Origin of the sequence: Streptomyces ovatisporus (assembly GCF_042653885.1) — a bacterium.
Classification (GTDB): domain Bacteria; phylum Actinomycetota; class Actinomycetes; order Streptomycetales; family Streptomycetaceae; genus Streptomyces; species Streptomyces ovatisporus.
The window spans coordinates 390,141-402,838 of the sequence record NZ_JBHSFH010000004.1; the positions used below are offsets into that span (position 1 = coordinate 390,141).

Consider the following 12,698-nt stretch of genomic DNA (forward strand, 5'->3'; position numbering starts at 1 on the left):
TTAACGCCTCCTCCTGCCGGCCTGGCCGCTCCGCCCGTCGGGCGTGGGACCCTGCTCATGCGCGTGATATTCCACGGATCCCGCCGTCAGCTGCATGAACGCCTCTTCCAACGACGCCTTCTGCGGGCTCAGTTCATGCAGGACGACTCGGTACCAGGCGGCCATCTCGCCGATCTGGGCGGGTTCCATCCCCTCCACCTGCATCGCGCCGTCCTGCTCGAAGACGGGCATGACGCCGACGCTCGCCAGGACGTCCCGCATCCGCTCCGGCTCGGGCGTGCGTACCCGCACGAAGGTGCGCGAGTTCTCGGCGATGAAGTCCGCCATCGAGGTGTCCGCGAGCAGCTTGCCGCGGCCGATGACCACCAAGTGCTCGGCGGTCAGCGCCATCTCGCTCATCAGGTGGGAGGAGACGAAGACGGTGCGACCCTCGGAGGCGAGGTGTTTCATCAGGTTGCGGATCCAGTGGATGCCTTCGGGGTCGAGGCCGTTGACGGGTTCGTCGAACATCAGGATCTTCGGGTCGCCGAGCAGGGCGGCGGCGATGCCCAGCCGCTGCCCCATGCCGAGGGAGAAGCCCTTCGGGCGCTTCCTGGCGACCTCCCGCAGGCCGACCAGGTCCAGCACGGCGTCGATGCGCTTCTTCGGGACGTTGTTGGACTGCGCCATGCACAGCAGGTGGTTGTAGGCGGTACGGCCCCCGTGCACCGCCTTGGCCTCCAGCAGGGCCCCGATGTAGTTGAGCGGGTCCCGCAGTTGGTCGTAGCGCCTGCCGTCGATCCGGACGTCCCCACTGGTGGGTTTGTCCAGGCCGAGCATCATCCGCATCGTCGTCGACTTGCCGGCGCCGTTGGGTCCGAGGAAGCCCGTGACGATGCCGGGGCGCACGCTGAACGTGAGACGGTCGACCGCTGTCTTGTCTCCGTACCTCTTCGTCAGCTCGCGCAGCTCAATCATGCACCGACGCTATGCGGGCGCAGGCCCCTCCGCCAGTCCGTTTGAAGGCTCCGTACGAAACGTTTCCAGCAGACCAGGGGGCGCTTCCACACGTTACGGGCCCTCCCGGCGAGGGGCCCGTACAGGGACGGAAACCCCCGTTCCAGGACGCGCGGGCACGCGCATTCCGGCCAAGCCCTCGGAGGGGCACGTTCCGGCCGTGCGTCTCAGCCGCGCCGCGGGAGCACGCCGGGGCGCCGACGGAGCGGGGAGCCGGACGCAGACGGGACCGGGCCCGGCACCAACAGGTGCCGGGCCCGGTCCCGTCTTCCGTCTCACGGACGTCGCGGGGACGTCAGGGACAGATCGGCGACACCCGTCAGCGGGACTGCTGCGCGGGGACGCTGCGCGAGGCCGAGTCCTCGTCGGAGTCGGCGTCCTCCGCGCCCTGGCCCGCCGCCGCGACTGCCGCACCCGTGAGGGTGGCCAGCATCTCGCGGACGTTGGTGAGCTGCGCGTTGATGCTGTCGCGGCGGTTGGTGAGTGCGGCGAGCTCGCGCTCCGACTCGCTGCGGACGCGGTCGGCCTTGGCGTTGGCGTCGGCCACGATGTCCTCGGCCTGGCGCTGGGCGGTCTCCACCGTCTGACGGGCACGGCGCTCCGCGTCCGTACGCAGCTTCTCCGCCTCCAGGCGCAGCTGCTCGGCGCGGTGCTCGATCTCCGCCAGCCGCTTCTCCGCCTTCGCCTGCCGGGAGGCGAGGTCGCGCTCGGACTGCTCGCGGCGCTTGGCGAGGTTGGTCTCGAAGTCGGCCGCGGCCTGGGCCGCCTTGGCGCGGGTGTCCTCGAAGAGCGAGTCTGCTTCCTCGCGCTTGGACTGTGCGTCCTTCTCCGCTTCCGAACGGAGAACGCTCGCTTCGCCCTTGGCCTTCTCGACGATGCGTGCGCCCTCGTCCTCGGCCTTGGCCTTGCGGTCCGCGGCGAACGCCTCGGCGTCGTTGCGTACCTGCTGGGCCGCGGCCTCGGCGAGCTCGCGGTGCTGGTCGGCAGCCTTACGGGCCTCGTCCCGCAGGTCCTTGGCCTCCTCCTCGGCGAGGCGGAGGATCTTCTCGACACGGGCGCCGAGCCCCGCGTAGGACGGCTCGGCGTCGTTTACCTGTGCCTGGGCGTTCTGCGTCTCGAGGTGCAGCTCCTCGATGCGCTTTTCCAGAGAGGTGATGCGGGCCAGCGCGCTGTCACGGTCGGCGACGAGCTTCGTGATGCGGTCGTCCACCTGCCCGCGGTCGTAGCCACGCCGCACGAGCTCGAAGCCGAAGGGGGAGGAAGTGTCGCTCATGGGGTTCCTGTCGAGTCAGACGGGTTATCAGACGGGGAGTGTTAGGGGGAATCCTAGGGGCCAAGACGGCGTGTCATCGAGCCATTGCGGGTTTGATCTGGAGAATGTGCGCTCGTTCGAGTGGCTAGCTCCCGGAATCCTTGCCACCGGACCGAGTCGTACCTGCGCCAACTCCCGCCGCGACGCCGTTGGTTGATCCGGCGTCGGCGGCGCCCTTCTTGCCGCCGCCTTCGCCGCCGGAACCTGGCGTCTCGAACGACTCCAGCGCCTCCAGCACGTCCTGCACGCGGGAGATCTCGGCGTTGATGTTCTCCTGCCGCCGCTCCAGCACCTCCAGTTCGCGCTGGCCGGCCTCCACCGTACGCTCAGCTTCAGCTTCCGCTTCCGCCCGGATCTGATCGGCCTCACGCAGGATGTCGGACTTGCGTGTTTCGGCGTCCTTCAGCAGGCCCTCGGCCTTCTTCACCGCGGCGATACGGACGTTGCTCGCCTCGTTGTCGGCCTCCCGCACGAGCCGGGACGCCTTCTCCTCGGCGTCCCGCAGCTGCTCCTGCGCGGCCTTGACCAGCTTGTCGCAGCGTTCTCCGGCGGTCTGCAGCGCCTCCGAGGACTCCCGGCGGGCACGCTGGTGCAGGCTCTCGATCTCGCGCTCGACGCGGACGCGCTGCTCCTCGGTGCGCTCCCGGATCGCGGCGGAGTCGCTGCGGGCCTCCTCCAGCATGGTGTTGGAGTCCGTGCGGGCCCTCTCCACCAGGTCGCGGCTCTCGTCGCGTGCCTCGCTGACCAGCCGGTCCGACTCCCTGCGGGCGGCGCCGACCATGCTGTCGGCCTGCTCCTCGGCGCTGGTCTGCGTACGTCGCGCCTCCTCGCGGGCCTCCGCCAGCAGCCGGTCGGCCTGTGCGGCGGCGTCGTTGCGCCTCCGGGCGGCCTCCTCGCGCGCCTCGTCGAGGAGCCGGTCGGACTCGGCACGGGCGCGTTCCGACTCCTCCAGGGCCTCCGAGACCGTCGTCTCCGCCATCGCCTTGGCGGCCTCGGTCTCCTCCTGCGCCTCCTGGCGCAGCTCCGCCGCGGTCCGCTCGGCCGACAGGCGCTTGCGCGCGATCTCCTCCTCGGCCCGCTCGTGCAGCCCGGCGACGGAGTCGCGCACCTGCTGGGCCGTCTCCTCGGCGGCGCCGACCATGTCCGACGCGCGCCGCTCGGCCTCCTCCACGAGGCGGGCCGCCTCGGTCTGCGCGTCCTCGACCCGCTGCCGTGCCGCGGCCAGCAACTCGTCGCTCTGTTCGCGTGCTTCGCGGCGTTCCCGGTGCGCCTCCTCGCGGGCCTCCGAGAGCAGCTGCGCCGCCTCGCGGCGCCTGCGCTCCGCCTCCTCGCGGGCCGCCGAGAGCGCCTCCGCGGCCTCCGCGTTCGTACGTTCCGCCGCCGCGTTGGCCTCCGACCGGATGCGGTCGGCGGTGTCCTGGGCCTCGGCGCGCAGCCGCTCCGCCTCGGACGCGGCGTCGCTGCGCAGCTGCACCGCCAGCGCCTCGCCCTCGGCGCGGGCCTGCGAGGCGTCCGCGTGCGCCTCCGAGCGCAGCCGCTCCGCGTCCTCCTCGGCCTGCGCCTGCAGCGTGCGCAGCCGCTCGGCCGCCTCCGAGCGCAGCCGCTCCGTCTCGGTACGGGCCTCCTCGCGCAGCCGCTCGGCCTCGGAGCGGGCGTCGGACAGCTCACGCTCGGCGTTCTCGAGCTTGGCCTCGGCCTCTTCGTGCAGCCGCTCCAGCTCCGCCGCGGCCTCCGCCTTGCGGTCGCGGGCCGCCTGCTCGGCCTCCTCGCGGACGCGGCGGCCCGCCTCGTCGGCGTCCGTACGCGTCTGGTGGGCCTGCTCCTCGGCCGTGGAACGCAGCTCCTCCGCCTCGGAGTTGGCGCGCTCCAGCGCCTCGTCGGCCTGACGGCGCAGTGTCGTCGCCCGCTCGATGGCCTCCGTGCGGACCCGCTCGCTCTCGGCGGCGGCGTCGCTGCGCGTGTCCTCCGCGTCGGCCTTGGCCTTGATCAGCAGCTCTTCCGCGCGGTTCGCGGCCTCCTCGATCTGCTGGACGGCGTCGCGGCGGGCCTCGCCGCGGATGCGCTCGCCCTCCTCGATCGCCTCCGCGCGCAGCTGCTCGGCCTCGTCCCGCAGCCGCCGGGCCTCCTCCTGGAGCTCGACGGTCTTCTCGCGGTACTCCTTGGTGTCGTCCTTGGCGGCGCCCTCGAGCTCCTCCACGAGGCTGCTCGCCTCGTTGCGCAGCCGGGCGGCCTCCTCCTCGGCCTCGCGCCGGACCCGTTCGGCCTCCTCGGACGCCGAACGCGTGGTGGCCTTCGCCTCCTCGGACGCCTTGTCCAGTACGTCCTCAGCCGTACGGGCCGCCTCCGCGAGCCTGTTGGCGGACTCCTCGGCCGACCTGGACCTGGCCTCCTCCTTGGCCTCCGCGACGACCTGCTCCGCCTCGGCCTTGGCCTCCTCGCGCAGCCGCTCGGCCTCGGCCTTGATGGCCTCCGACTCCTTGGTGGCCTCGCTGACCATCCGGGCCACTTCGCCCTTGGCGGTCCGGGTGCGCTGCTCGGTGTCGGCCTCGGCGTCGGCGATCTGCTTCGCGGCGGCATCCGCCGCCTCGTTGAGCTTCCGGTCGGCCTCGGCGCGCGCCTCGCGCAGCGCGGCCTCCGCCTCCTGCATCCGCTCGCCCGCGCGCCGTACCAGGTCGGCGGCCTCACGGCGGGACGACTCGGACTCGGTGGTGGTCGAGCTGCGCAGCTGCTCGGCGTGCTCGCTGGCCTCCTGCGCCTGCGTGGAGGCGGCGCTGAGCAGCCGCTCGGCCTCCGCGCGGGCCCGCCGCAGGATCGAGTCCGCCTCGGCACGTGCCTGGTCGGCCTCCGAGTTCAGCCTGTTGCGGGTCTCCTCGGCGTGGCGCTGAGCCTCTTCGCGGGCCTGGGCGAGGGCGCGTTCCGTCTCGGCGCGCGTCTCCTCCATGAGGCGCTGCGCCTGCTGTTCGGTACGGGCGCGCAGCTGCTCGGCCCAGGCGACGTTCTCGTTGACGTGGGACTCGACGGTCGAGCGGCGTTCCGAGAGTTCCTGGTCCAGCTGCTGCCGGCGGCGTACGGCCTCGGCGTGCAGCTCCGACTCCAGCCGGGACTGCTGCTCGGCGCGCTCCTGCAGGAGCCGCTGCGTCTCCATCCGGGCGTCGCGCAGCTCGCGCTCGGCGTCGGCCCGCATCTGGTCCGCCTGCAACTGGGCGTTGCGGAGCAGGGCCTCGGCCTGCTGGGAGAGGTTGTCGTATCCGGCTGGGCGCGTGGCAAGAGCGCGGCGCGCCTCGTGCAGCTTGGCGCGCAGCACTTCGACCTGATAGCCGAGGTCGTCGGCATGGTCGACGGCCTTCTCCCGCTCCTTCTTCAGCCGCTCCATCTCGGCCTCGAACTGCGAGAGGTGGTCGTCAGCCTCGTAGCGGTCGTAGCCCCGCACTGCGCGGTCCCATCCGTCCCCTGGTCGTCTTGGTGAACTGACCCCTCGTGGAATGGTGTCAGATCATCGGCGGAAATCGGGCCGGATCCCCAGCCCGGATCCTCCCTCGGGAGGTGCGGAGGCCCCGCCCCGGCCGAGTGGTCACTCTACCGGGCTGAGAAGCGGGCGTCAGTGGTCCGTGGATGCCGAGGAGACGGAGGAGGCCGATGAGCCGGCAGCGGTCACCAACTCCGTGAGGACGCCGTGGCAGTCCTTGGGGTGCAGGAAGGTGATGCGGGAGTCCATCGAACCCCTGCGCGGCTCGTCGTACAGAACGCGTACGCCGCGTTCCCGGGCCGCCTCCGCGTCGGCGTCCACGTCCGCGGTGCCGAAGGCGATGTGGTGGACACCCTCCCCGTTCTTGGCAAGCCACTTGGCGACGGTGGAGTCCTCCCGCACGGGCTGGAGCAGCTGGATGTAGGACGAGCCGCCGTCGTCCGTCCCGTTGATGCGGAGCATGGCCTCACGTACGCCCTGCTCGTCGTTGACCTCGGTGTGGAAGACCTCGAAGCCGTACGTGGCACGGTAGAAGTCGACGGTCCTGTCAAGGTCGAAGCAGGCGATCCCGATGTGGTCGATACGCGTCAGCATTTCCCCAGTGCAGCGCCTCACCGCCTGGTTACGCAACGTGCGCACGGTCACACCCGCTGACCGGTGACCCGGGACCGTACCGCTCAGTACATTGGCGGTGGGCCCTTAACCCTCGTTAACTTCCCCCTCTGCACCTCGCGATCCGGGGGACACACCCCAGGAGCTCCGGGCTTCGGAGGGACCCTCAGGAAGGGATCTGAACTTCATGACTGGTACGGCAGCACGTACGTCCGGCACCTCCGTGATCGTCGCCGGGGCGCGCACCCCCATGGGGCGGCTGCTCGGCTCCCTCAAGTCCTTCTCGGGCGCAGACCTGGGCGGGTTCGCCATCAAGGCGGCGCTGGACCGTGCGGGGATCGGCGGCGACCAGGTCGAGTACGTGATCATGGGGCAGGTGCTCCAGGCCGGGGCGGGGCAGATCCCGGCGCGCCAGGCCGCCGTCAAGGCGGGCATTCCGATGAACGTGCCGGCACTGACCGTCAACAAGGTCTGCCTCTCCGGCCTGGACGCGATCGCGCTGGCCGACCAGCTCGTACGCGCGGGGGAGTTCGACATCGTGGTCGCCGGCGGCCAGGAGTCGATGACCAACGCCCCGCACCTGCTGCCGAAGTCCCGCGAGGGTTACAAGTACGGCGCCGTCCAGATGCTCGACGCCATGGCCCACGACGGGCTGACCGACTCCTTCGAGAACGTCGCCATGGGCGAGTCCACGGAGAAGCACAACACGCGGCTCGGCATCGCACGTCCCGAGCAGGACGAGATCGCGGCGCTGTCGCACCAGCGCGCCGCCGCCGCCCAGAAGAACGGCCTCTTCGACGCCGAGATCACGCCGGTCGAGATTCCGCAGCGCAAGGGCGACCCCGTGGTCTTCAGCCACGACGAGGGCATCCGGGGCGAGACCACCGCCGAGTCGCTGGGCAAGCTGCGCCCCGCCTTCGCGAAGGACGGGACCATCACCGCCGGTTCGGCCTCCCAGATCTCCGACGGCGCCGCAGCGGTCGTCGTCATGAGCAAGGCCAAGGCCGAGGAGCTGGGCCTGGAATGGCTCGCGGAGATCGGCGCGCACGGGAACGTCGCCGGACCGGACAACTCCCTCCAGTCGCAGCCCTCCAGGGCGATCCAGCACGCCTTGTCGAAGGAGGAGGGCGGGCTGAGCCCCGCCGATCTGGACCTGATCGAGATCAACGAGGCGTTCGCAGCCGTCGCCGTGCAGTCAATGAAGGACCTCGGTGTCAGCACCGAAAAGGTGAATGTGAACGGTGGCGCGATCGCCCTCGGCCACCCCATCGGCATGTCCGGCGCCCGTATCGTGCTCCACCTGGCGCTGGAACTGCGCCGCAGGGGCGGCGGAACCGGTGCCGCAGCGCTGTGCGGCGGGGGCGGACAGGGCGACGCGCTGGTGCTCCGGGTTCCCGGCAAGTAGGCGTTCGCCGGGCAGCTCCGGCAGCCGGGCCCACCTGTGGGCACCGGCCGCCGGGCCCCGGCCCGAGGTCCGCAGCACGAGAAGCGAGGAGCGCGACAGGCATGGCGGCAGACGTCCCCACGCTGGTGGAACAGGCGAGAGAGGGAAGGCCGAGGGCCGTGGCCCGGCTGATCTCCCTCGTGGAGGGGGCGTCGCCGCAGCTGCGCGAGGTCATGGCTGCGCTGGCTCCGCTCTGCGGCAACGCCTACGTCGTGGGCCTCACAGGATCGCCCGGAGTCGGCAAGTCCACGTCCACATCGGCGCTGGTCGGCGCGTACCGGCGGGCGGGGCGACGGGTGGGGATCCTCGCCGTCGACCCCTCGTCGCCTTTCTCGGGCGGTGCGCTGCTGGGCGACCGGGTGCGGATGGGCGAGCACGCCTCCGACCCCGGCGTCTACATCCGCTCCATGGCCACCCGCGGGCACCTGGGCGGTCTCGCCTGGGCGGCACCGCAGGCCGTCCGGGTACTGGACGCGGCAGGGTGCGACATCGTCCTCGTCGAGACGGTCGGTGTGGGCCAGAGCGAGGTGGAGATCGCGGCACAGGCAGACACGAGCGTCGTTCTCCTCGCACCGGGGATGGGGGACGGGATCCAGGCCGCCAAGGCGGGCATCCTCGAGATCGGTGACGTGTACGTCGTCAACAAGGCGGACCGGGAGGGTGCTGACGCCACGGTCCGCGAACTCAACCACATGCTGGGCCTCGGAGAGGCCCGGTCGCCGGGCGACTGGCGTCCGCCCATCGTCAAGACGGTCGCGGCACGGGGCGAGGGCGTGGACGAGGTCGTCGAGGCCCTGGAGAAGCACCGCGCGTGGATGGAGGAGCGCGGCGTACTCGCGGAGCGGCGGTCACGGCGCGCGGCGCACGAGATCGAGACGATCGCGGTGACGGCGCTCCGGGAGCGCATGGGGGAGCTGAGGGGCGGGCAGCGGCTCGACGCGTTGGCCGAGCGGGTCGTCGGCGGCTCCCTCGATCCGTACGCCGCCGCCGACGAGCTCGTCGCGGGGGTCGCGGGGGCCGCGGCGGGCCAGGCCCGAGGCGTGCAGGACTGAGGCGTGCGCACGCGAACGCGAGAGGCGCCGGGGCTTCGGCAGCCCCGGCGCCTTCGCGTTCGGAGGGTCCGGTCGCCGGACGGACGCCGCCGCCCGGCCGGTCAGTCTTCGTCGTTGTCGTTGTCGCTGTCGTTTTCGTCGTCGTTGTTGTCGTTGTCGCTGTCGTCCTTCTCGGCCCGGTCGTCGGCGTCGTCCTGGTCCTCGTCACCGTCGTCGTCCGACTTCTGCTGACCGATCTTGCCCGACTGCGCGTCCACGACCAGCTCGGAGTCCTTCTTGTCCTTGCCGGTCACCTCGACCTCCCACGCGCGGTCGCCGTCGTCGCCGAAGTCCACCGAGGTGACGGTGCCCTGGCCGGCGGCCTTCTCCGCCGCGTCGGCCGCGGAGACCTTCAGGCCGGAGGGGACGGTGTCGTCCGCGTCCTCCTCGCCGCCCTCGGCGTCGCCGAGCACCTTCCCTGTCCTGGCGTCGAGCGTGACCTCGTGGGACGAACCGCCCTCGGTGACGTCGACCTCCCAGACGGGGCCGTTCCTGCCCTCGTCCAGGTCGATACCCGTGACGGTGCCGGGCACGGCCTTCAGGGCTGCGGCTGCCGCTTCCGACGCGTCGACGCGAGCGGAGGCGGCCTCACGCTTGTCGTCGTCGCGGTCGTCGCGGTCGTCGCGGTCGTCGCGGTCGTCGCGGTCGTCGCGGTCGTCGCGGTCGTCCTTGTCGTCCTTGTCGTCCCGGTCCTGGACCTGGACGATGCCCGCGGAGCGCTGCTGCTCGCCGTCGTCCGCGAAGGCCGCGGCGGAGAGCGTGCCCGTGCCGATCAGGGCGGCGGCGGTGACCGTGGCGATGGCGATCTTGCGCTTCATGGTCGGTTCCTCCCGAGTGGGTTTCGATGTGTGTCCCACCGTGGAGGGCGGACCCTGAACGCAGCCTGAAGCCACCTGAAGATCACTTCAGGTGGGATGGGGGAGAGTGGACCCCATGCGCTTGCTGATCGTGGAGGACGAGCAGCGGCTCGCCCGGTCGCTCGCCAGGGGACTCACAGCCGAGGGCTTCGCCGTCGACGTCGTGCACGACGGAACCGAAGGGCTGCACCGGGCCTCCGAGGGCGAGTACGACCTGATCGTGCTCGACATCATGCTGCCCGGCATGAACGGCTACCGCGTCTGCGCCGCTCTGCGGGCCGCCGGTGACGAGACCCCCGTCCTGATGCTGACCGCCAAGGACGGCGAGTACGACGAGGCCGAGGGGCTGGACACCGGAGCCGACGACTACCTGACCAAGCCCTTCTCCTACGTCGTGCTGCTCGCCCGGGTACGGGCCCTGCTGCGCAGACGTACGCGCGGGGCGCGGACGGTGCTGCGGCTCGGCGCCCTGACCGTCGACCCGGGCAGCCGGCAGGTCACGGTGGGCGAGCGGCAGGTGGTGGTCACCGCGAAGGAGTTCGCGGTGCTCGAGCACCTCGCCGTGCGGGCGGGGGACGTCGCCTCGAAGTCGGAGATCCTGGAGCACGTCTGGGACTTCGCGTACGAGGGCGACGTCAACATCGTCGAGGTCTACATCAGCGCACTGCGCCGCAAGCTCGGCCCGGAGTGGATCGCCACGGTGCGCGGCGCCGGATACCGGCTGGTGGACGCCGGTGCGTAGGGGTTCGGTACGGACGCGAGCGGCGCTGGGCGCGACCCTCGTCGTGGCGGTCGCGCTGGTCGCGGCGGGCATCGCGGTGGTGGCGGTGCTGCGCGGCGGACTGGCCGACAACGCCCGGCTGCAGGCCGAGTCCAGGGCCCGCCAGGTCGCTGCGCAGGTCTCCGGCGCCGACGCACGGCAGGTGCGGGAGCTCGACGGGCTCGACGACGACACGGACGAACCGGTGCAGGTCGTCGCACCGGGCGGAAAGGTCCTCGGGGCGGGCGAGACGCTCCGGGGACGCGGCCCGATCGCCGGCTTCAACCGGGCCGAGGCCGACGACGCGGAGGACGCGGAGGACGCCGAGGTCGACGGCGACACCGAGGAGAAGACCCTCAGGCTCCCCGCGGACGAGGACACCTCGGAGACGGGCGAGTTCACCGTCGTCGCCGTGCAGACCCTCACACGGGACGGCACACCCGTCACGGTCTACGCGGGCTCCTCCCTCAAGGACCAGCAGGAAGCGGTCTCCTCCGTCACTCGGTCGATGCTCCTCGGACTGCCGGGTCTGCTGCTCGTCGTCGGGGGCGTGACGTGGCTGGTGACGAGGCGCGCCCTGCGTCCCGTCGAGAGCATCCGGAGGGAGATGGCCGGGATCACGGCCAGCACCGACCTCTCGCGGCGGGTCCCGGAACCGGACGCCCGTGACGAAGTGGCCCGCCTGGCCCGTACGACGAACGAGACACTCGCCGCTCTGGAGTCCTCCGTGGAGCGCCAGCGGCAGTTCGTCGCCGACGTGTCGCACGAGCTGCGCAGCCCCATCGCCTCCCTGCGTACGCAGCTCGAAGTGGGCGCGGCACACCCCGATCTGCTGGACGTCGACGGGGCGGTCGAGGACACCGTGCGGCTGCAGGACCTCGCGACCGACCTGCTGCTCCTGGCCCGCCTCGACGCCGGGGAGCGTCCGGGCGAAGGCCGTGTCGCGCTGGGCGCGCTCGTGCGGGAGGAGCTGGCGCAGCAGGAGCACGGGCCGCATCCCGTCCGGCTCGGGGAGACCGCGGAGGGTGAAGTCGCCGGGTCTCGGGGCCAGTTGACGCGCGTGGTGGTCAACCTGCTGCAGAACGCGCAGCGTCACGCCGCGTCGGAGGTGACGGTGACCGTACGCGAGACGGTGCGGGAGGGACGCCGCTGGATGGAGCTGGAGGTGTCCGACGACGGGCCCGGCGTCCCCGAGTCCGAACGGGAGCGGATCTTCGAGCGGTTCGTGCGGCTGGACGACGCCCGCAGCCGCGACGAGGGCGGCGCCGGCCTCGGACTCGCGATCGCCCGGGATGTGGCGACCCGGCACGGCGGGACGCTGAGCGTCGTCGAGGGCGCCCGTTTCGTGCTGCGTCTGCCGGCGGCGGAAGGCTGAACCCGCCGGGGAGGCCGGGGTCAGCACCCAAGGCGACCCGAGCGGCCGGACCGCCGCCGTCGGAGCGCTCGGCCCTGTCTGACAAATGGCGTCGTCCGCCGCAGGCGGTGCTCGCGACGGATGGTGCGTGCAGCCGCAAGGCGGAGGATCGTCCTCGTAGTGGGCTACTCGGTCGATGCGACAACGCTGGGGGCACCTCCCGCGAAGCGGGGGAGGATGTGCGTGCCAGTCGTCGCGAGCAAGGCGAGATTTGTCAGACAGGGCCTATAGGCGGCCCCGTTCGATGCGCAGTTTCTCCGCGACGGGCCGCAGGGTCTCGTAGAGGTGCTCCAGGTCCTCCGGCGACATCCGGTCGATGAAGTGGCGCCGGACCGAGGCGACGTGATGGGGGGCGACGCTGCGCATCGTGGCCCACCCCTCCTCGGTGAGTACGGCGAACAGGCCGCGCTTGTCCGACTCGCAGCTCTCCCGGCGGACAAGGTTCGCCTTCTGCATGCGGGTGATCTGGTGGGAGAGGCGGCTCTTGGACTGGAGCGTCGCGGCCGCGAGGTCGCTCATCCGCATCCGGTGCCCGTCGGACTCGGAGAGGTTGACCAGGATCTCGTAGTCGTTCATGGTCAGGCCGAACGGCTGGAGATCGCGCTCCAGCTGGTACATGAGCAGGCGGTTGACGTCCAGATGGATGCGCCACGCCCGCTGCTCGTCCTCGGTGAGCCAGCGGGTGCCGTTGTCGGGGTCCATACCAGGAGACTTTACCCAGGGCTTGTCCGAAGACCGTACGGATG

Annotated in this window: 10 protein-coding genes; 4 read left to right on the plus strand and 6 right to left on the minus strand. The window is 71.6% G+C overall.

What is annotated here, in order from left to right; genetic code table 11:
* The 4 genes from ACFPA8_RS06595 to mce all read right to left on the minus strand — a co-directional run bounded on the left by ACFPA8_RS06595 (position 1) and on the right by mce (position 6,368).
* Positions 1-957, minus strand: a complete 957-nt coding sequence (locus tag ACFPA8_RS06595; protein ID WP_386443663.1) for an ABC transporter ATP-binding protein — start codon at positions 955-957, stop codon at positions 1-3.
* 358 nt (positions 958-1,315) lie between these two features.
* Entirely contained in the window at positions 1,316-2,269 is a 954-nt protein-coding gene (locus tag ACFPA8_RS06600) for a coiled-coil domain-containing protein (protein ID WP_386443666.1), read from the minus strand.
* Positions 2,270-2,393: 124 nt separating this feature from the next.
* Positions 2,394-5,738 (minus strand): polarized growth protein Scy, encoded by a 3,345-nt coding sequence (scy, locus tag ACFPA8_RS06605; RefSeq protein WP_386443669.1) that lies wholly within the window; start codon positions 5,736-5,738, stop codon positions 2,394-2,396.
* 168 nt (positions 5,739-5,906) lie between these two features.
* Positions 5,907-6,368 (minus strand): methylmalonyl-CoA epimerase, encoded by a 462-nt coding sequence (gene mce, locus ACFPA8_RS06610; RefSeq protein WP_386443672.1) that lies wholly within the window; start codon positions 6,366-6,368, stop codon positions 5,907-5,909.
* Between the two features lie 205 nt (positions 6,369-6,573).
* Here mce and ACFPA8_RS06615 point away from each other — a divergent pair, with 205 nt between their 5' ends.
* Together ACFPA8_RS06615 and meaB are read left to right on the plus strand one after the other, a co-directional pair.
* Complete coding sequence (locus ACFPA8_RS06615) at positions 6,574-7,791, plus strand: acetyl-CoA C-acetyltransferase (RefSeq protein WP_386443674.1); 1,218 nt, start codon at positions 6,574-6,576, stop codon at positions 7,789-7,791.
* A 101-nt stretch (positions 7,792-7,892) separates the two neighbouring features.
* Positions 7,893-8,882 (plus strand): methylmalonyl Co-A mutase-associated GTPase MeaB, encoded by a 990-nt coding sequence (meaB, locus tag ACFPA8_RS06620; RefSeq protein WP_386443677.1) that lies wholly within the window; start codon positions 7,893-7,895, stop codon positions 8,880-8,882.
* Positions 8,883-8,983: 101 nt separating this feature from the next.
* On the opposite strand, the gene ACFPA8_RS06625 is transcribed toward meaB, so the two are convergent.
* Positions 8,984-9,739, minus strand: coding sequence for a PepSY domain-containing protein (locus ACFPA8_RS06625; protein WP_386443680.1), 756 nt, complete (start codon positions 9,737-9,739; stop codon positions 8,984-8,986).
* Positions 9,740-9,854: 115 nt separating this feature from the next.
* On the opposite strand from ACFPA8_RS06625, the gene ACFPA8_RS06630 reads away from it, so the two are divergent.
* A complete protein-coding gene (locus ACFPA8_RS06630) occupies positions 9,855-10,520 on the plus strand; it encodes a response regulator transcription factor (protein WP_386443683.1) in 666 nt (221 codons plus the stop codon).
* Positions 10,513-11,913, plus strand: coding sequence for a sensor histidine kinase (locus ACFPA8_RS06635; protein ID WP_386443686.1), 1,401 nt, complete (start codon positions 10,513-10,515; stop codon positions 11,911-11,913). Before ACFPA8_RS06630 ends, ACFPA8_RS06635 begins: the two co-directional genes overlap by 8 nt.
* A gap of 264 nt (positions 11,914-12,177) precedes the next feature.
* Here the strand turns inward: ACFPA8_RS06635 and ACFPA8_RS06640 are convergent, their stop codons facing one another.
* A complete protein-coding gene (locus ACFPA8_RS06640) occupies positions 12,178-12,654 on the minus strand; it encodes a MarR family winged helix-turn-helix transcriptional regulator (RefSeq protein ID WP_386443689.1) in 477 nt (158 codons plus the stop codon).
* Positions 12,655-12,698: the final 44 nt, after the last annotated feature.

What these genes read in the sequence shown, in the direction of transcription:
- ACFPA8_RS06595 (WP_386443663.1), bottom strand. Translation starts at nt 957, where the DNA reads ATGATTGAGCTGCGCGAGCTGACGAAGAGGTACGGAGACAAGACAGCG.
- ACFPA8_RS06600 (WP_386443666.1), bottom strand. Translation starts at nt 2,269, where the DNA reads ATGAGCGACACTTCCTCCCCCTTCGGCTTCGAGCTCGTGCGGCGTGGC.
- mce (WP_386443672.1), bottom strand. Translation starts at nt 6,368, where the DNA reads ATGCTGACGCGTATCGACCACATCGGGATCGCCTGCTTCGACCTTGAC.
- ACFPA8_RS06615 (WP_386443674.1), top strand. Translation starts at nt 6,574, where the DNA reads ATGACTGGTACGGCAGCACGTACGTCCGGCACCTCCGTGATCGTCGCC.
- meaB (WP_386443677.1), top strand. Translation starts at nt 7,893, where the DNA reads ATGGCGGCAGACGTCCCCACGCTGGTGGAACAGGCGAGAGAGGGAAGG.
- ACFPA8_RS06625 (WP_386443680.1), bottom strand. Translation starts at nt 9,739, where the DNA reads ATGAAGCGCAAGATCGCCATCGCCACGGTCACCGCCGCCGCCCTGATC.
- ACFPA8_RS06630 (WP_386443683.1), top strand. Translation starts at nt 9,855, where the DNA reads ATGCGCTTGCTGATCGTGGAGGACGAGCAGCGGCTCGCCCGGTCGCTC.
- ACFPA8_RS06640 (WP_386443689.1), bottom strand. Translation starts at nt 12,654, where the DNA reads ATGGACCCCGACAACGGCACCCGCTGGCTCACCGAGGACGAGCAGCGG.